This is a genomic window from Algoriphagus sp. 10J20-15 (assembly GCF_055809615.1).
In genome coordinates, this window is the sequence record NZ_JBVVUG010000003.1 from 161,322 (window position 1) to 180,127 (window position 18,806).

General features: G+C 40.7%; 15 protein-coding genes and 1 pseudogene. 7 read left to right on the top strand and 9 right to left on the bottom strand.

Going from position 1 to position 18,806, the window contains the following annotated elements:
- Positions 1-63 precede the first annotated feature (63 nt).
- From AC0L6R_RS01160 to smc, 5 genes and pseudogenes are all read right to left on the bottom strand, one after another.
- Complete coding sequence (locus tag AC0L6R_RS01160; protein WP_473269530.1) at positions 64-720, bottom strand: hypothetical protein; 657 nt, start codon at positions 718-720, stop codon at positions 64-66.
- Between the two features lie 31 nt (positions 721-751).
- Positions 752-3,235 carry a TonB-dependent receptor gene (locus AC0L6R_RS01165; protein WP_473269532.1) on the bottom strand — a complete coding sequence of 828 codons (2,484 nt, stop codon included), beginning with the start codon at positions 3,233-3,235 and terminating at the stop codon, positions 752-754.
- Positions 3,236-3,419: 184 nt separating this feature from the next.
- Positions 3,420-3,704 carry a hypothetical protein gene (locus AC0L6R_RS01170; RefSeq protein WP_473269534.1) on the bottom strand — a complete coding sequence of 95 codons (285 nt, stop codon included), beginning with the start codon at positions 3,702-3,704 and terminating at the stop codon, positions 3,420-3,422.
- A gap of 164 nt (positions 3,705-3,868) precedes the next feature.
- On the bottom strand, positions 3,869-4,054 hold the full coding sequence (locus AC0L6R_RS01175) for a hypothetical protein (protein ID WP_473269536.1): 186 nt from the start codon (positions 4,052-4,054) through the stop codon (positions 3,869-3,871).
- A gap of 275 nt (positions 4,055-4,329) precedes the next feature.
- Positions 4,330-7,870: pseudogene (gene smc, locus AC0L6R_RS01180) on the bottom strand (chromosome segregation protein SMC).
- A 318-nt stretch (positions 7,871-8,188) separates the two neighbouring features.
- Between smc and AC0L6R_RS01185 the strand changes: the two are divergent.
- From AC0L6R_RS01185 to AC0L6R_RS01205, 5 genes are all read left to right on the top strand, one after another.
- On the top strand, positions 8,189-8,566 hold the full coding sequence (locus tag AC0L6R_RS01185) for a GxxExxY protein (protein WP_473269538.1): 378 nt from the start codon (positions 8,189-8,191) through the stop codon (positions 8,564-8,566).
- A gap of 254 nt (positions 8,567-8,820) precedes the next feature.
- Positions 8,821-9,375 carry a hypothetical protein gene (locus tag AC0L6R_RS01190; protein WP_473269539.1) on the top strand — a complete coding sequence of 185 codons (555 nt, stop codon included), beginning with the start codon at positions 8,821-8,823 and terminating at the stop codon, positions 9,373-9,375.
- A 137-nt stretch (positions 9,376-9,512) separates the two neighbouring features.
- Entirely contained in the window at positions 9,513-10,007 is a 495-nt protein-coding gene (locus AC0L6R_RS01195) for a QcrA and Rieske domain-containing protein (RefSeq protein ID WP_283413278.1), read from the top strand.
- Positions 10,007-10,546, top strand: coding sequence for a YceI family protein (locus AC0L6R_RS01200; RefSeq protein WP_473269541.1), 540 nt, complete (start codon positions 10,007-10,009; stop codon positions 10,544-10,546). Before AC0L6R_RS01195 ends, AC0L6R_RS01200 begins: the two co-directional genes overlap by 1 nt.
- Complete coding sequence (locus AC0L6R_RS01205) at positions 10,546-11,409, top strand: DUF5777 family beta-barrel protein (RefSeq protein ID WP_473269542.1); 864 nt, start codon at positions 10,546-10,548, stop codon at positions 11,407-11,409. The genes AC0L6R_RS01200 and AC0L6R_RS01205 overlap by 1 nt, the downstream gene beginning before the upstream one ends.
- Before the next feature lie 80 nt (positions 11,410-11,489).
- Here AC0L6R_RS01205 and AC0L6R_RS01210 read toward each other — a convergent pair whose 3' ends face one another.
- On the bottom strand, positions 11,490-13,073 hold the full coding sequence (locus AC0L6R_RS01210) for a hypothetical protein (protein WP_473269543.1): 1,584 nt from the start codon (positions 13,071-13,073) through the stop codon (positions 11,490-11,492).
- Between the two features lie 232 nt (positions 13,074-13,305).
- On the opposite strand from AC0L6R_RS01210, the gene AC0L6R_RS01215 reads away from it, so the two are divergent.
- Positions 13,306-14,217 (top strand): helix-turn-helix transcriptional regulator, encoded by a 912-nt coding sequence (locus AC0L6R_RS01215; protein ID WP_473269545.1) that lies wholly within the window; start codon positions 13,306-13,308, stop codon positions 14,215-14,217.
- 187 nt (positions 14,218-14,404) lie between these two features.
- Positions 14,405-15,961: a S8 family peptidase gene (locus tag AC0L6R_RS01220; RefSeq protein WP_473269546.1), complete on the top strand. Its 1,557-nt coding sequence runs from the start codon at positions 14,405-14,407 to the stop codon at positions 15,959-15,961.
- 101 nt (positions 15,962-16,062) lie between these two features.
- Here the strand turns inward: AC0L6R_RS01220 and AC0L6R_RS01225 are convergent, their stop codons facing one another.
- The 3 genes from AC0L6R_RS01225 to AC0L6R_RS01235 form a co-directional block, all read right to left on the bottom strand.
- Positions 16,063-16,368 (bottom strand): DUF3784 domain-containing protein, encoded by a 306-nt coding sequence (locus AC0L6R_RS01225; RefSeq protein ID WP_283413284.1) that lies wholly within the window; start codon positions 16,366-16,368, stop codon positions 16,063-16,065.
- Positions 16,369-16,697: 329 nt separating this feature from the next.
- Positions 16,698-16,949: a transferrin receptor-like dimerization domain-containing protein gene (locus tag AC0L6R_RS01230; protein ID WP_473269548.1), complete on the bottom strand. Its 252-nt coding sequence runs from the start codon at positions 16,947-16,949 to the stop codon at positions 16,698-16,700.
- Complete coding sequence (locus AC0L6R_RS01235) at positions 16,876-18,804, bottom strand: M28 family peptidase (RefSeq protein WP_473269549.1); 1,929 nt, start codon at positions 18,802-18,804, stop codon at positions 16,876-16,878. The genes AC0L6R_RS01230 and AC0L6R_RS01235 overlap by 74 nt, the downstream gene beginning before the upstream one ends.
- Positions 18,805-18,806 lie beyond the last annotated feature (2 nt).

The window sequence follows — 18,806 nt, forward strand, 5'->3', positions numbered from 1 at the left end:
ATTGTATTTAAGAATTGAAAAAGCCCACTGCTCTATTGTGAGGCAGTGGACTAATTGGTGGTTTTAGAAAAAGATTCTTCCTGAGATTTGTAATTGATAAGGTGTGCCTCCCGGAGTAGTAACACCTACATTAGAGTTAACTTGGTATTCATAGGCCATTTTCTCCGGATCAAAATTCCTGATGGTCAATAAGTTTTGATTACCCAGTGTTTTCGAAGTTCCCCATTCTTTGTTAAGCAGGTTCGCTACGTTGAAGATGTCCAGTCCAAGTTCAAAACCTGATTTCTTAGCTGCAGTAAAGAATATTTTCTTGGTAGCACGTAGATCCCAGTTCCCAAAGTATCCATTTATCCCACCGTTTCTAACTGCTACATTTCCAAGACTTTCCCGGATATAATCCTTAGCTAGGTTGTCAGGGTTTTGCAGTACATTATTCATAGCTTCCGCCATTGTCTCCGAGATCCCTGGGGTAGAGGGATCAAATACAAAAGCAAGGTCATTGGAGTTGACAAAGTCACCATTTACGTTTCCGTTCACCCGTAGTGAATAGCGTGTTCCACCAATTCCTGAATATCGAACGCCCACTGTAAATCCTTTGAAAGTAGGAAGGGTGCCATATACCACCACCTTGCTTCTGTATTGTCCGTTGGAGTAGTTCATCATGGATAAATCCCTAGGATCATCCACAACCATCTGGCTTAAGGTTGCACTGTTGGCCACATTGCCATTGTAGGAGGTATTATCCTTACTGTCATTTCAGGGTATAACTGGCAGTAATCTGCCCATCCTTAAAATAGCGGTAGGTTCCATCGATTACCATGGTATAGGTATTGTTTTTCCCCTCGCTGTTCAATTCCAGCACTCGACCTATTTGATCTGTTTTTCTGCCTTTGGTCCAGTCCGCATTTCCATTGGAAGTACTGATAGATTCTGCCGGAACATATACACCCCGATTATCCTCTTCAGAAAGTCTGAAATAAGGCTGATCTACCATATTTCTGTCCACATACATGTAATTGTTCCTCGCGATGGAGGCTATAAAGTTCACTCCCAATCTCAATCGGTTATTGAAAACCCTATTGTACATCACATTGCCCTTATAGACAGTAGGTACTTTCAGATCCTCACTGTTCATATTGATGGTGGTCACAGGGGTGATGCCCGGCTGATTCAATAAGTCAACACCTGGTGCAGTGCTCGGATCATTTCTGTATGATTCAAAATTCGGAGTTGGCACATTCTCTCCTGTGATATCCACAGCAAAAATCTTTGTTCCGTCAAACTGTAGGTTGTTGACATCTGAGTAGTTATTCAGCGCCGAACCGAAAATACCGCCTCCAATTCTTAGGATATCCTGTTGCTTCTCGTTGACGTCCCAGGTAAACTGGAATCTTGGCTGGATCTGAAAACCACCTGTTTTCACATCGGTTCTCAATCCCAATTCATCAAAGACAGTTTGGTTAAACGTTGGGCTATTTTTATAGGTAGTATAGTCTCCGCGAAGACCGAGGATCAGGTTCATTCCTCTTCCAAGATCAGTATCAGCCTGTGCATAAATCCCGCCTCCAAAAATACTTTGCTCTACTGTAGGATCTTCTGTTGCTACTTCTCTTGCATAACGGTATGGTTTTAAGTCATCGAAATTATCAAGACCGGTGAAATAGAACCTCCCGTTAAACTCACTCGTTGCAAGTGAAGTGAGGTCATTTAAGAGCAAGTCCATTCCAAAGGTGTAATTGGTTTTTCCCTTGTTATAGTAGAGGTTGTTCACAAATTGATAAACATTTGACTCAAATCGCTCAGGGAGATAACGCTGACCACCTAGCTGAATCGTCGTATTCACATCACTTCCATCCACTACAGATTCTACCCGCTGTACGATTGCTCTTGGGATATTTGAACTTGGCAATTGGGCATTAGGTCTGCCATCATCAAGCGTATATAAGTACTGAAGTTTTAATTCATTCGTGAGATTATTGTTAATTTCTGTCCGTAGAGAGGCCATCAAACTATTAGCTGTGGAAAGGTGATCTCCGTAAACTTCATATAAATTGATCGCACTGTTATCAGACACCCCTTGACTGTTTAAGTCACGCGAGAAGTTGTTTCTGATGGTCAATAAATTGGATTTATTGATCTGATAGTCAATCCTTGCAAAAGCAGTGTGGGAATATCTTTTTTTACTGAAACTCCCTGTCTGTGGAGAGTCCGCAAGGCCATATTTGTCCCTACCTATCTGTAGGTATCTATCCAGAGATTCCTGGGATAGGTTATATCTGTTCTCGTCCTCAGGAGTTCTGATGTCAGCGATGTAAAGAGGTCTAGCATCACGCTGCCCATCATAGGCAATGAAATAATGTAGCTTGTCTTTGATAATGGCTCCGCCTAGCGTCAAACCATATTGTTGGATGGAGAATTCATCCTCTCTTTTATTTCCTCTGGTGTCGTATTTACTGGCCAGCCAATCTGCACGGTTAAATAAAAACGCTGATCCATGAAGCTCATTTGTTCCTGTTTTGGTCACAGCACTTATTATCCCGCCACCGCTTCTTCCATTGGTTACATCATAGTCGTTGGTCACTACTTCAAACTCCCGGATTGCTTCCATAGAGATGGAGAATGGACCTCTGTTGGTTGATCCACTTGATAATGGACTTTTGTTGGTCATTCCATCAATGGTGTAATTGGTCGAGGAGTACAATTGACCAAGCAAATTGCTGCCGTTGGAAACAGGGGATAAGTCTACCAAGGAATTGAAATTCCTTCCGTTTACGGGTAAGGTGGACATATCTCTGGCGGTCACTGCAGTAGAACTTCCAAACCTGTCAATGCTATTGCTCAATGAGTTGGCAGTTACGCTGACTTCGCTTAGGTTTTGGGTTGATTCACTTAAGGAAATATCCAACTTGATACGTTCTCCTTGATTGAAAGAATAGCCGGTAAAAACCTTTGTGCCATAACCTAGGTAGGTGCAGGTAACAGAATAATCGGTTCCAAGTGGAAGTTGATTCACCGTGTAAGATCCTGTGAGATTGGTGATCGCCGATGCGGTAAATCCGGTCATCTCATTTTTGATTAACAGGGCAGCTCCAATCAGAGGTTCGCCCTCTGCATCTGTAACTATGCCAGAAATCGAGGCATTGGTAGCCTGGGAATAAGTCTGAATCCTGATTCCAAGGAATAGGAATAGCAATAGTATTCCTGTAAATAAGTGGGTAGAATTTTTTGAACTCATAGTCGTTGGATAATGGTTTAATTTTATCCAAAACTAGATTTCAGCAGTAGCTTGAAATGTTAAAAATTAACATTGGAAATAGAGGTAACAGAATGATAATAGCGCAGATAAAAATCTAACAATAAGTTCATTTGCTTTCTAAAATTAGGGCCTTAGGATCCTGATTATATGAAAGCTTTTTCAGTTACCTTTTTGCGGGTTCACGTAATTTTACCTTGGAAGAATTTGCCACAGTTTGTCTAGTCACTCCGATTAAATCTCCCAAATCTTTTTGTGTTAACAATTCATTTAGATTAAAAGACTTCCCATTGGCATCCTGAACTGTCAAATCAAAATATGTACTTAAAAACATGAGTTTTTCCTGGGCTTTTTTCTCATGAAGTTTCTTAAGCTTTTTCTCAGTACTGCACCAGCGTTTGACTAAATAGGAAATAAACCATTCGGAAACTTCAGGCGATTGAACCACCATTTTTTTGAAAAAATCCCGGTTATAGATTCGGATTCGTGTATCTACTAATGCCTTGGAGAATTCGAAAAATTGGTTGTTTAGGTATTTTAAATCCCCAAAAAAATCAGTTGAAAGTAAAACATCAAAGGTGAATTCTTCGCCGTCATCCGTATAGCTTCCGAGCTTTACTGCTCCATCAGGATTTCAAAAATAAAGAGATGCTCGGAGGAAGGGTCATAGAGATATTCATTCTTTTTGACAGTGATCTCTTTTATTTTGCCAAAGGACTCAGAGCTGTGGTTATTGGAGATAAAGTTGAAGAAATCAAAGCCTAAGTGAGTTTCATTAAGAGGGCGTACGGGAATTGACATTTTTTATAGAATTGCTTCATTGAAATTACTGGATTGAAAAGTGTTGGAGGTTAATTTTCAATGAAGGAATTCTTATGTTTTTAGCACTGACGGTCTGCTCAGGACATAGCCACATACCTATTCCATTGGATTCAATTTAGGGAGAGGTTAAAGCCCACGCTAATTCAGGTATGGGATTTCTTTTAGGAATGAGCTAAAGACGCAATTTTAATCATTTGCATAAAATTTAGATCTCAATCGTATTTACTCCTGATTTAGCTGGAGGCTGTTAATTTCTAAGCCAACTCCCTTAAATCCACCGGAACAACCCTAGAAACGCCCGCTTCGATCATGGTAATACCATAAATAATATCCGTGCTAGCCATGGTTCGTTTGTTATGTGTCACGATGATAAACTGGGACTCGGCGCTGAACTTCTGAATGATCTGATTGAACTTATCAATATTGGCGTCATCAAGCGGGGCATCTACTTCATCAAAAATACAGAAAGGCGCTGGCTTCAGCAGATAAATAGAAAAGAGTAGGGAAGTGGCAGTTAGGGTCTTTTCCCCTCCGGATAGCTGATTGATACTTAATGGACGCTTGCCCTTTGGCTTGGCCAAAATCTCAATCGCAGATTCCAGGGGATTACTAGGATCTACCAAAGTCAGATCACAATCATCCTGCTCGGTGAACAGCGAGCGGAATACCTTCACGAAGTTCTCCTTGATCTTGGCAAAGGCATCCAAAAATGTATCCTTGGCCACCTGATCGATTTCTTGAATCGTAGTCAAGAGGGATTGCTTGGCTTTGATCAGATCTTCTTTCTGTGTGATAATAAAATCATAACGAACCTTGATTTCATCGTAGGCTTCCATGGCCATGGGATTGATAGGTCCGATTTTCTCCAGTTTCTCTTTTTGCTTGCTAACCAACTCGCGTAATTTATCCTCTGCAAACTCCCGGAATTCTTCGTCTATTTCTGGATTTTCCTCCATTAACTCGTCCAGATCCAGCTCAAATTCCACGCTGAGCCTTTCCTTCATACCAGCCATTTTAAGTTTGATTTCATTCACTGCATTTTCCAGTTCGTGAATCAGCTGATCGTAGCTTTCCTTGGATTTTTGTATGCTTCGGATCTTTTGGTCAATCTCATCGATCTGCCCTCGGGAAGCATAATAGTCCTTCTCTGCTTCCTGAACGCCTTTTTCTATGCCTTCTTTTTCTGAATACAATTCTATTAGTTCGTCATCCTTTATCTCGTTATTGTCCAACAGGGATTTCACTTCCGTGTCCAGCGTGGAAAGTTCAGACTGGGATTTCCCAATTCTCTCCTTGGAGCCCTCGTAGGCAGACTGCTTGAACTCTATTTCCTGATCCAAACTAGTGACCCGGTTGAGATGCTGGTGATAAAGGATATTTTCAGCATTGAATGCCTGGGATTTTTCAGAAAGCAAAGTAGATTCCTTTTCGTAGCTTTCATTCAGTTCTTCGAGCTCATCATGCATGGCCTCAAACTCCGCTCGCTCATCAAAAAGCTGTGGCTGAATCTCAGTCAAGCTTTCTTCTATAGAGGCTATTCTATCCAGAATATCTTCCCGCTTATTGGCATTAGAACTAAGCAGCTCAGCTAGTTGCTCCTTTTTAGTGCGCACAGACACGAAAGTCCTGGTTGATGGCATTGATTTTATTCTGCCATTCTTCCAACGTCTTTTTATAACTGATTTCCTTTAGCTTCATCAGTTCAGACAGCTTATTATCAAGGTTGTTTCTAGTGCTGCTGACCTTCTTGTTAAGCTCTTTGATTTCCTTGTCCAGTTTCTCCAGGTTCTTGGCTCTACCTATTCTTTTTCCTTCGAAAAGCCCCACAGAACCACCTGATATACTGAATTTTCGTTTGGTGTACTTACCGTTTTCTGAAATAAATACAGCTTCTGTATCCTGAGGAAAATCCCTATGTTCGCCTTGTACTATATAGACATTGTCCAGAATGAAGTTGATCAAACGGGAATACTTGACATCAAATTCTATGATTTCGGTAGCCGCTGTAGCATTTGCGAAAAGCTTGTTTTGGCTCGGCTTAAAACGCTCAAAATGCTCCAAAACAAAGAAATTGGCTTTGCCTCGAGCGGAATCTGACAGAAGCTGTATTGCAGCAATCGCCTGAGCTTCGGTATCAACCACATAATAATTCATGTAGCTGTCCAGGTAATTCTCAATCGTTACCCTATACTTTTCCGAGGTGGTCAGTAGATCGGAGAGGAGCGGTACATCCTTGCCCCAACTTGGGTTTTTCTTCAGGAACTTGATTGCTTCCGGGAAACCTTCCAAGTTCTCCACCAAAGACTTGGTGAGGTTGAATTCGTTAGTTTTAGAGTCAAGCTTTCTGGAGGATTGGGTGAGTTCCTCACGGATCATTTCGATCACCCGATTCGTTTCCTCAATCTTTTGGTCCAAATCTTCCTGCTTAGCTTTTAGCTCCCCATAGCCCTTAGTGGACTCATCGAGCTCCGCCTTCAGGGTGATCAGTTTCTCTTCAAAATCTACCAGATTGGCTTCCTGGGAGGAATCATCTGATGAAGTCCGCTCCAGTTCTTGCTTTAGAGTAGAAAGCTGAATCTGCTTAATCTCTATGTCCTTACTAAGCTGATAGACCTTCTCCTTGAGTGTTTCAAAGTTCTGATTGATTGTCTTCTGAGCTAGCTGCTTTTCAGCTTGAATGAGTTTTTGACTTTCATATGCTTCACGGAGTTCGGACACAATCATTTCCTTCTCTGCCAACATCTTCTCTGCAGATTCCTTTTCCTGCTGTAGGGAGCGAATACTGAAGCCAGCGCGATCGTTTGACTTCCGGTCAGTGTCTATTTGCTCACGTAATTTCTGAGATCTATCTTCTAAAAAGCGAAGACGTTCATTCTTTATTTTTTTCTCCGATTCAAATGTTCTAATCTTATTTACATGCTCATTAAGTGCCTTTTGACGGCTAGCAAGCAGTTTTTCCTTAAGGATTAATTCAGACTTCAACTGACTGAGAAGGGCTTCATGATCAGCTACCTGAGTTTGAAGTTGGAGTTTTTTGTCTCCTTCTTCCTGAATTTTCTGGCTGGCTTCGATCAGGGATTTACTTTGTTTCTCTATGCTTTTTTTGGCCAGATTGATACTTGCTAGCCGATAATCCTTCTTTATTTCGAAATACTTGCTAGCCTGCTTAGCCTGCTTTTCCAAGCTTTTCAGGTTCTTCTCTATTTCAAAAAGCACATCTTCTACACGGTCTAAATCATCATCTGTGTCCTGTAGCTTGCGCAAGGTTTCTTTCTTTCTGTTTTTGAATTTAGAGATACCGGCAGCCTCCTCAAACAAATCCCTACGTGAGTTATTCTTGTCATTTAGGAGTTCATCGATCATTTTCAGCTCGATGATGGCATAGGAATTCGAATTGATTCCTGTATCCATGAAGAGATTTGTGATGTCCTTCAGGCGGCATGTGACCCCATTGATTTGGTATTCACTATCCCCGGATCTGTAGTAGCGACGGGTAATGGTTACATAGGTGTACTCGGTAGGCAGTAGGTTTTTGGTGTTTTCAAAAGTCAGGGAAACTTCTGCAAGGTTGGAGGCTTTGCGGTTTTTCGTACCGTTGAAGATCACATTCTCCATCTTGTCGGAGCGGAGCATACGGGTTTTTTGCTCGCCGAGCACCCAGCGGATTGCATCGACCACGTTGGATTTTCCGCAGCCATTTGGCCCTACTACACCGGTGATTCCCTTGTCGAAGTTAATCACCATTTTATCCCCAAAACTCTTAAACCCTTTGATCTCCAGCTTACTGAGCAGCATCCTTTTGAAATTGTCTTAAATAATCAAACAAAATAAGATCATTTGCGCCATTGTCCAAGGATTTCAGTGTTCTGTTTTTTGTTGGTAGTTGTGAAGGAATTTATAAGTAGTGAATTGTAGATAGTTGTTTGTTAATAGACGCAGTGATCAGAGTACAGTCTCAGTGCTTGGAATCAAGTAGGCCTTTATGATCTATAAATAGAATTATTATACTTGACATCGCCCGGAATGACATAATGCTATGATAAATGTTTATTCTTCAACCGCAGGGACGCTGAGTACGGAAAGGAGGGTCGCTAAGATTATTTTTTTAAGCAAATGACTGAAAATGAGATGTCATCAATCATAATTGGAGCGGCAATAGATGTGCATAAGCATTTAGGCCCAGGGCTATTGGAAAGCAGTTATGAAATTTGTCTAGCATATGAACTTAAACAGCGAGGTTTAGAAGTTAGAACCCAAGTTGCTCTACCTGTTATTTACAAAGAAGTGAATTTAGAAGCTGGTTATTGGATTGATTTACTTGTAGAAAATAAGGTGATTGTAGAGATTAAAGTGGTTGAAGAATTTTCAGATATACATCTAGCCCAGATTCTAACTTACTTAAAGCTTTCTGACCGTAGACTTGGATTATTGTTGAATTTTAATGTATCCAAAATGGTCGATGGCCTTAAACGAGTGGTCAATAATTTATAAATCAAATGGTATTAGATTTTGCGACCCTACTTTGTGACCTTGGCGTCTTCGCGGTTAAAAAGAAATTTGAATATGCAACCGCCGCCATTGTTCATCTCACTAACGGAACCTCACCATTTGCAAATTTTCAATTCCCAAATTCAATAGGCAATTATCAAGTTGTGAAGAATTGATTTACGGTCTCTGTGTAGTCTTCCGTGAACTCCACGGTTAAAAAACATGTATTACTTGCCGAAAACAATTAACTTACCCTCGTGGATTTAGGAAATATAGTTTATATCGTCGCAGTCTTGGCCTATTTTATCTATCAGGCTACCAAAGGCAAAAAGAAAAACCAGACTGGAGATCAGCCAGAAATGCCTGATGAGCCTCAGGAAAAGCCAGTTACTTTTGAGGATCTGATGAGGGAAATCCGAGATGCGCAAAAACCAAAAACTGTAGAGCCAGCTAAGCCTAGAATGCAACCTACCCCAGTTGCACAGCCCAAGGAAGTGGTTTATGAGCGAGCTGGAGATACTAGTTCCAGGCCTGAGTGGAGAGCAGATCCTGCTCCTGCGGTGAAGAGGTTTCCTACCCGGAAATTAGAGGATGATGACGATGAGATTGAATACTATCAAGGTGCATTTGAAAAGACTAAGTCAGATTTAACTAAGACTTCCAAGGGAATTCCAGAAATACCTTCCTTGAAAGAAGCGACGGTAGAATCTTCTAATTCAGGAAGAAATAGATATGCTCACCTGCTAAAGAACCCGCAAGGCATCAGAGATGCTGTGGTGCTTAAGGAGATCCTGGACAGAAAATATTTTTAGTAATTAATTTCAAACTTGAAATTGAAAATTTATTGAAGTCCTGTTTCTCTTGTGATTTTTCTATTGCAATTTTTTAAACCAAAAACATTCGCATCCACTCCTATGTTTTACTTCGTAATTACCAAAAAATGGAAATTATGGAGCAGGTCAAATCTAAAACAGGAACCTTAAGTCAGTCCCGCCGGGAATTTATTGAGCGTGCGGGTATAAGCGTAGTAATGTCTTCATTTGGACTTACCTTTTTTACTGGGTGCTCTGACTCTGAGGATCAAAACCCCACCAATCCAACTCCATCACCACCTACAAGCACCACTGGAATCACAATTACAGGTAGTACAATTACGATTGATTTAACTACTCAAACAGGACTTGCAGCGGCAGGTGGATGGTTATTGATTCTGAGTGCAAAGACCCTGGTGGTGAATGTGGGAGGAGCCTATATGGCAATGACCTCAGTTTGTACACATTCTGCCTGCGATCGTAATTGGACATTTACAAATAACAGGTTTACGTGCACCTGCCATGGCTCTCAGTTTGACACTTCTGGAAATGTGCTTCAAGGACCGGCAACTCAACCTTTGCAATCTTATGCAACAGCATTGAGTGGTACATCTTTGACAATTACCAAGTAATGAAACGTCTACTACTTTTCCTCTACTTTGTTAGCACTGTTGCACAATCTCAGACTTTTATCACGGAATCTGGATATGTGAATTTCCTTTCCAAAGCATCATTAAATGAATTTAACGGAGAGTCGGATCAATTGAAGGGTTTGATTGATCTCACCCAGAATTTATTGGATTTCTATATAGATCTCAACACGCTGGAAACAGGAATAGGACTTCGGGATAAGCATATGCGGGATAATTACCTGGAAACGGATAAATACCCATTTGCAGAATTTACCGGAAATTTGAGCGTCATTCCCACATTGATTTCTGGTACAAAAACGCCGGTGACTGCCATTGGAAACTTTAAAATTCACGGGGTAGAACGGGAGATAGAAGTCCAAGGAACCTTAAGTACGAATGCCGATGGTTATCTGGAATTGGAGGGAGGATTTGATGTGTTTTTATCAGATTATAACATTGAAATACCAAAACTGGTGTTCTACGAGCTTGCAGAAAAACAGGAAGTTACTTTCAACGCAGTATTCAAACCCAAAAAATAATGAATCGATTTATACTAGTGATTCTCATGGGGATAATGCCATTTTCTCTTTTTGCACAACTGGAGCGAACTTTGGCAAATCCGGATCAACCAGTGGAATTAATTTTCCATGCCCCGCGTCACATTAATTTATTGACAGTCGAGCCGTTAAGTAAGAAATCCATGCACTTTGCCATTATGCATACGTTTGGGACACTTGATGGCGGGATTCAAAACCTCTTTGGCTTGGATAATGGCGCCAATATTCAATTCAGTTTCGAATTTGCCCTAAGTGAAAAACTATCCGTGGCAGCATCTAGAAGTAGTAGAGATAAAGTTTACAATGTATTTGGACGTTATCACATTTTTCAGCATACCCAAAGTGGGAGCAAGCCATTCTCGTTGAGTGTTGCTGGGGGCGGAGGCGTGAATACATCGAAATACGACTTTCTTCCTGAGCCAGCTCCGAATTTTAGCGAGCGGATGAGTTATTTTGGTCAAGTAATGTTAGCGCGAAAGTTTTCTCCGAAAATCAGTTTTCAATTGACTCCAATGATGGCCTATTTTACTGATCCTCGGCCGGTTTATCAGATTGAGGGTACCGAAAATTTGTATTTGGCACTTGGTTTTAGCGGTAAATGGAAAGTAACTGATCGCTCCTCACTAGCCTTGCAATTCATCCCCAATTTGAATACAGATCTGAGAAGTAATTTTGGGATTGGTTGGGATGTAGAAGCCGGTGGACATGTTTTTCAGATGTATTTCGTAACCTCACAGGCCCTTAATGAACAGTATCTTTTAGCCGGAGGAAATGGTACTATTGGAGATGAGTTTCGATTGGGCTTTAATGTGAACCGTATTTTTGCCACAGGGAAGAAGAAATAGCAGTTTGCAGATGCAGTAGTTGGACAGGAATGAATCAAACTTCTAGCTCTTCGTACTTCCCAGTTCCAACTTCCGATGCCTCACTTTAGTCTATACTCACTCACGTTGATATTCCCGGTTTTATAAGTATTCATAAGCTGATAGTTTTTGTCAAGCCATTCTGAAATCTTCTCAATATCTTTCTGTTCCTCAGGATAGGCATGCACATAATAATCGTATATCAATACTTTTATTTGCTTTGGAAATTGGCTAGGATTTCTTGGGAACTGGTACATAGGAATGAGTAATTCCTGAGCAATTGAATCCTCTGGAAGTAAGACTTGTTTACTGAATTCCAAAAAGCTATGGGTATATATAACCTGTTTTGAATCAGTGTATTGAGTTTCTGTTCTTAAGGTATTGATTAAATGTTCGTATTGCTTTAATTTCTGCTGATATGGAATAGCAATAATGGCAGGCGCAATTAGAATTACCCCCATAAAAATCGGGAAGATTTTCAAATTAGAAAACCAAACCCCTGCTGCTAATGCCAGATTGAAGAAAGCCATTTTTAAGTCCATTTGAATTAGGCTAATGCCAACCCCCAACAGCAACAGAGCAATTAAATAAATCTTCCAATTTTGGGAGTTTTTCCACTCTTTCCAGCCCATAGCAATCAACATACTCAGTATGGGAACTAGGATAATCAAATGTCTTGGATTGAGGTAAATAGGATTGTAGAAATCCAGCGTAGAAGTCATAAACCAAAAGCCGATCAGCAAGCATAAAAAAGCCAGAGAAAACTCAACTATCGGCGTTTTTCTTGACCTCAAACCCAAAGCGATCCCAGGTATGGCGAATACCATCCAGGCCCAGTATGAACGCTCTACAAAAGTGATTATTGGAAGAATAGTAAGTCTTTTAACTATGGACCAAAATCCCTTGTCTGCATAGGTGAATTCGGAGATGTAATGACCGGCATTGATGGAAGTAACCCGGTGGAGTGGATCGCCAAATTTGATCCAAAAATAGCCCAAATATCCTACAGAAAGTAGGATTCCTGTTACTAGAATAGCGGTATAGAATGTTTTGTTTAGGTTCTGCTTTTTCCAATCTAAGTAAAATAATAGGATAGGAAATGGCCCTAAAAGAACAATGGTTTCCTTGGTAAGAAAACCCATAAATAATGCTGCTATAAGTACAAAGCCTGCAATTGCTGGATTGCTTTTCCGGTAAACTGCTGCTGCAGGAACCAGGCAAGTCCACAGTACTAATAAGCTATCTGGATAGACCTTGGTCAGAAAATGCAGGAAATAGACCTGTGTACAAAACCAGAGTACCAATACCCAGGCTGGAGTAGATTTTGGAAGGATTTTCAGCAATAAGAATAGAGTTAGCCCATAGCTTAAGAGTGATATCAGAGAGATCTTATGAGCATCAAAACCTAAAATAAATCCAATTAATCCAGACGGAACATACGCTCCCCAACGACTGGAAAAGTGGTAATCATTGATCTCCATCGTGCCTTCCCAAAACTTTTGCCCAGCAAGTAAATAGTAGATATCATCGCTAAACGTAATGCCATCAAAACCAAAGAGCCAGTAAGCAAATAGGAAGAGAAGGCCAGCTAAAAATGGGGTTTTAAAAGTATTTCTGAATGTATGGTGCTCAGGTGATAGGTTCATAAGGGTTAGGTCAAAAATACCTAATTTCTAGTCTCTGCACTTATTAAAGCACATTTGGAATCTAATAATTTGTGCCAGAGGCACACAAATTTGGTAGGAATCGTATATTGGAATAGTTGAGCTGCCGTAGGTATGACACATTTTGTCAATTTTTTTACTGACAATACACGTCAATAATGAAAATCCCTTTAGGCTTTTGCGTACTTTTAATACTCCAAATTCACAACTTATTATGAGCCAGGCCGGAAAGATCGAACAGCAAAAAATTCTTCGCGTTTTCAAATTGATTAACCTTTTGCAAAGCAATATCGGCAAACCTGTGCATAGACTTGCGGAACTGCTGGAAACGGATGAACGCACGATTTATCGGTATTTCAAGCTGCTAGAGGCGTTGGGATTTGAGGTTGTTAAAGAATTTAGCAAATACAAGATTCAGCAAAAAGCAGGTATGGATCAGACGCTGAATTATGGAACTTTCTCCCAAGAGGAAAGCCAGTGGCTCCGGTCAATGATAGAAAGCCAAGGTAAAGGCAATCTGTTGCATGACTCTATAATTAAAAAACTGGATGTTCGATCGGAAGTGAAGCAGGGAACTGATCAGTTGTTCAAAGCTAACCTGAGTAGATTAGTTGATGAAATTGGCCTCGGTATCCAGCAGAAAAAGCAAGTTTGGCTGAAGGATTACTATTCCTTGAGCTCCGATACTACCAGTGATCGCTTAGTGGAGCCAGTGGCATTCTCTTCAAATTATGAGACTATACATGCCTTCGAACCTGCAAGTAAAAGCATGAAGGTTTTTAAAATAGAGAGAATAGGGGAAGTAGTTTTAAGTCAGAGTCCTTGGAAATATGAATCCAAACATCAGCTTCCGGGTACTCAACTTTTTGGGTTTACGGGGAAGAGTAAGTTTCAGGTCAAATTAAAACTCAGTAAAAAAGCATACCAACTGATGATGGAAGAGCATCCTAATGCTCGCCCGTTTATGTCTATCAAAAATCGAAATCAATTCTATTTCCATGGTGAAGTACCTCAGCTTCCTGGATTAGGAAGGTTTATTTTGGGTTTACCGGGTGAAATAAAGGTGGAAGAAGGAGAGGAACTTAAAACGTATTTGGCTGAGCAACTATCTAAGATGGTATTGTAAATAGCTATTTTTTCTTGGTTGATTGCGTCGTCACCAACCTTATCGGAATTGCTCTGTACAATATTTACCGGTTTTTCGAAATGTAGGAGATTTGAATATTGATGTAAATAAGGCTACTTGATCCATTGCAGATAATTGCATTTTTTTTTAACTTATTGATTATCAATTTTTAAAACCTAAAATTTTTATGAAGTATTTAAAAAACAATCAGATTTTTGGGCTGATTTTTATAGCCCTTTTTGTAGTCTCTTGTAGTACAGAAGAGCAGCCAACGGTCTCCCACGTGGAGTTTGCAGTATCAGATTCTGAAGTAATTCCTTCCTCTGAAATCGATCATATCATTCTCAAATCCCTGCAAGAATCAGGTGATTTTATCTGGGGAAATCAATCCGATGAATTGATCTGGAGTGCTTTGATTCAAAGTGATTCTATTCTTAGCATAGGTTATCAGGCGAGTGGAAAGGAGCTGGTAAATGCTAGGATTGGGTTGGAATCCGTGGACAGCCCTGAGATGAAGGAAGCTGCCGGAAAAATCATAGGTATGATTTCGGGATTTTCTTCAAAAAAGTCGACCTCAAATATGAGAGAAGCCGATGAGTTCGAAATTCATGAAGATCTACCTTACCTGGAGATGAAGGTTACCAGCCTTGAAGCACTTCAAAATCTAAGGAATATGTCTGAGGTAAGGTATTTCGAACCTAGAGGCTATGAGTTCGATTACAGCCTTTTAAACGCTAATCAATACGCCAGGCTAAGCAGTGATTCTGGATGTGAGAATGAGCCTCAAGCTATCTCAGGATCTGACTTTTCTATCATTTCTCCCGGAGCCAAGTCTTCCTGGAATTACGAACAGATGGGTATTTCACAAGCTTGGAACCAAAGTACTGGCGCGGGAATTACTGTTGGTGTGATAGATACTGGGCTATCTCCAGATCAGCTATCTCTTAATGCTGGCTTCAATAGTGGGCAATCCGATGGTCGAACTGTACAGAGCTTTGGGACTTATAAAACCGGCTACTGGTGGTGGAAGAAGTATGATGGTCCTAATGATCAATGTGGGCACGGTACAGCAATGGCTGGTGTAGTTGCTTCACCTAGAAACACAGTAGGCAATGCGGTTGGTGTTGCTTATAATTCTAACCTGATCAGTGTACGAGGAACAAGTGATGTGATTTTCAATTCTGGAAATGAGAAAGATGGAGTCGCTGAGGCTTTGGTACTTTTAGGAAAAAGATCAGATGTGAAAATTATCAGCATGTCCATAGGTGATTTGTTCTCCAACTCCAAAGTGGCTGATGCAATTCGATATGCGCACAATAGAGGGAAATTGATTTTTGCTGCAGCGGGAACATCCACTACGTTTACGAATTGGGTTGGAGTGATTTTTCCAGCAACTATGACCGAAACTGTGGCGGTAACTGGTGTGAAAGAAGGGAGTAGTTATCAACGATGTGATACTTGTCATTCAGGTTCTCAGGTGGAGTTCACGGTGATCATGGAGCGTGCTGGAACCAATACCAAGCCTTTGACTACAGCTTTATACAGTAATGATCCATCTACAGTAGGTGGTTCTTCTGTCGCAACGGCCACCGCATCAGGAATCGCAGCTTTAGTGTGGGCGAAAAACCCGTCATGGACTAAAGATCAGGTATTAAATAAAATGAAAGCTACCTCAGATTTATACCCTTCCAAAAGCTCAGAGTTTGGCTATGGAAATCTGAATGCTCAGGCAGCAGTGAATTAGATGTTTCATAAACTAAAAACGGTCTTGGAGTTCAATCCAAGACCGTTTTTTATGCCTTAAATGATATTGAATAATAACAAAATGAAAGGGTTATTTTGCACTTACCTTGTACGATTGTTAACAAGAATATTTCCAACTACAATCAGGACCAACATCCCAACTATAGTCACTAAAATGAATATGTTGCTTAAAGAGGGCTGATTTAACCAGATTGCAGCAAAGTGTGCTGTAATACTTATCATCCCCATAATTCCAAATACAATAGCAGTAAATGTAGGTAATCCATTGGCCTCGGCATTTTCTTTATCGCTATTGGATAAGCTATTGTAACCTGCCAATAGGCCAGGATAGAATTTTACTGCGACGGCAATCGCAATATATAATAAGCCTACATAGATACTTTCCATAATAATTATAGTAATAGTTTAAAAATACAATATGATTATCCGCAAAGATGCCAGTCACCTTAGATTCTTTACTTATTAAGTCGTTAGACCGATAAGAGATGCGGGCTCAATTTTTAATTTAAGATATCCTTTTTTGCTTTTGACTCCATACTGACACAAAAGAGGTTATACATCAAATACAAATGAATTATAACCAATTCTCTGTTTGGAAACAAGCAGTTTAGTTCAGTTTTACAACTAGCTTTTGGGTAAAATTAACTAAAACTAAAAAAGGGCTTAGAAATCAATCTAAGCCCTTTTCTTATGTCTTGAGTCTGATGTCTAACTTCTCATTTCAAGCTCTTTGTCATCTTTTCCACTTTTTTGCTCAAGTCTAGAATTGCTTTAGAATAACGTGTATCCCATTCTTCCAGACGTTCTGTGGAATTGGTTTCTACTTCGTATTTGATGCCCGGCAAAATCCAGGAAGCATAACCTGAAAATGGATCTGTACTTACATATAGCGATCTATACCAGCTTCCGAAATACATTCCCTTTGGATCGATCCAGCTTTTTTCTAGGGCGATCAACTCCTTGTTCAAGGTATGGATGTCCTTTTCTGAAAGTTGACCCGAGTGCCAATGCTGTATTCATTGCAGTTTGGTAAGAGGTAGAGCTAGCTTCTAGTTTTTCGATAGCTGCATCTACTTTGTCAAATGAATCAAAAGAGGGGTCCATTTCTTTTACAGATTTCACCGCATTGTCAAAATGCATTCTTAAATCCTGCGCATATCGAGGCACATCGTAAGGAATGATGGTAGCATTTGCCAGTCTCAAAGTCAGGACTCCAATCACAGAAGCAACTGTTCCACCCATTTTGAAGGTAGGGTCCACAAACTTGCTGTAGTAGTGGAAATTATCATAGTTGGAGTGATAGGCAGAAGTTCCGCCAGAACCACCGCTCATACTTGGTACTCCGGCATACATGTAGAATGCAATATGATCCGATCCGCCACCTAGATTACCTATTCTTGGTTCCTCATTTTTTCCTGCCCAGACCTCAAAAACTGTCTTGGAGGAATCAGGATAAGCCACTTCCTTAGTAGCTTCAATAATTAGATTTTTCAGGGTAGGAGCCGCAGAGATTCCAAAGTTTCTCCCCGAAACAGCCCCGTCAAAGTTCATATAAATAACTGCCTTTGCACCCAGCTCATCTTTAAATTGCTCCACCCATTCGGTAGAACCGATGACACCTTGTTCCTCAGCGTCCCAGTGCCCAATCAAAATCGATCTCTTAGGTCGCTCACCATTTTTGATTAATTCACCCATAGCTTCCGCCAAAGTCAACATCATCGCAGTGCCTGAATTTGGGTCGGTGGCGCCAAAGCTCCATGCATCGTAGTGAGAGCCAAGAATAATCCATTCGTCAGGATATTCGCTTCCTTCGAATTTACCTACAATATTATTTGCCCGGATATAATCCACCGGCTGCTCTACTTTTACACGAACTTTCAGATCTGATCCTCCAGTTATCTTGTATTCAAAAGGTAATCCACCTTGCCATCCTTCTGGAACTGCAGATCCTTTCATTCTGCTCAAAATCTCCTTTGCGGCACCATAACCAATAGGGGAAACTGGAATCGTGTGGAAAGCCACATCTTTTGGATCCAGCCTTTTCACCTTTTTATCTCCGTCCAAAGGAAGGGCTGGCTCAAAAGGAGTCAATGGATCTCCGGTATAGTCTAAAGTCAACAATGAACCCCGCTGAATGGTGGTTTCATTATAAAACGGACCATCTGGATATACATCTCCTTTACCAAAACCTGAGTCTTTTGGGTCAGTGAAAATGATCAAAGCGGCAGCTCCATATTGCTCCGCAAATTTTGCTTTGAATCCTCTGAAATTCCCTCCGTAACGAGCGATAACCACTTTTCCCTTCAGATCTACACCCATTTCGGCTAATTTCTCGAAGTCAGCTTTGACTCCGTAATTAGCATAAACCACTTCAGCGGTCACATCTCCAGAACCTGAGTAGGCATTAAATCCCTTATAAAGCCTTGCGTCTGTAGAAAATGGATCACCTTCGATAGGACCCTCTTGCTGAGAAAGTGTGATTTTATCTGGGGTAATAATTTCCAAAAGTGACTCACCCGGGTGATTTGGCAAATACACATCATATGGGTAGGAGGTTACATCCATTCCTGCATCAGACATCACCTTAGTCATGTATGCTGCTACGGCTTCATTTTCCGGTGTGCCGGCAATGTGAGGTGCTTTGGTAAGCTCTTTTAAGTGAACTTTAAACCGATCAAAGTTGACTGCTTTCAAATAGTCCTGTTCTATGGATTTCTCCTTGGAAATATCAGCAGGAAGGAAGCCAGTAACTTGCTGGGCATTAGCAGAAAGACCTAAGGCGAATGCGAGAGTAAAGCCGAAAAAGGATTTGTTTATTGACATGA

Excerpts from the sequence above, each read along its gene's own strand:
- AC0L6R_RS01185 (WP_473269538.1), top strand. The coding sequence starts at position 8,189 with ATGACTGAAAATGAGATGTCATCAATCATAATTGGAGCGGCAATAGAT.
- AC0L6R_RS01220 (WP_473269546.1), top strand. The coding sequence starts at position 14,405 with ATGAAGTATTTAAAAAACAATCAGATTTTTGGGCTGATTTTTATAGCC.
- AC0L6R_RS01205 (WP_473269542.1), top strand. The coding sequence starts at position 10,546 with ATGAATCGATTTATACTAGTGATTCTCATGGGGATAATGCCATTTTCT.
- AC0L6R_RS01175 (WP_473269536.1), bottom strand. The coding sequence starts at position 4,054 with ATGTCAATTCCCGTACGCCCTCTTAATGAAACTCACTTAGGCTTTGAT.
- AC0L6R_RS01225 (WP_283413284.1), bottom strand. The coding sequence starts at position 16,368 with ATGGAAAGTATCTATGTAGGCTTATTATATATTGCGATTGCCGTCGCA.
- AC0L6R_RS01170 (WP_473269534.1), bottom strand. The coding sequence starts at position 3,704 with ATGGTGGTTCAATCGCCTGAAGTTTCCGAATGGTTTATTTCCTATTTA.
- AC0L6R_RS01210 (WP_473269543.1), bottom strand. The coding sequence starts at position 13,073 with ATGAACCTATCACCTGAGCACCATACATTCAGAAATACTTTTAAAACC.
- AC0L6R_RS01235 (WP_473269549.1), bottom strand. The coding sequence starts at position 18,804 with ATGTCAATAAACAAATCCTTTTTCGGCTTTACTCTCGCATTCGCCTTA.
- AC0L6R_RS01165 (WP_473269532.1), bottom strand. The coding sequence starts at position 3,235 with ATGAGTTCAAAAAATTCTACCCACTTATTTACAGGAATACTATTGCTA.
- AC0L6R_RS01200 (WP_473269541.1), top strand. The coding sequence starts at position 10,007 with ATGAAACGTCTACTACTTTTCCTCTACTTTGTTAGCACTGTTGCACAA.
- AC0L6R_RS01215 (WP_473269545.1), top strand. The coding sequence starts at position 13,306 with ATGAGCCAGGCCGGAAAGATCGAACAGCAAAAAATTCTTCGCGTTTTC.
- AC0L6R_RS01195 (WP_283413278.1), top strand. The coding sequence starts at position 9,513 with ATGGAGCAGGTCAAATCTAAAACAGGAACCTTAAGTCAGTCCCGCCGG.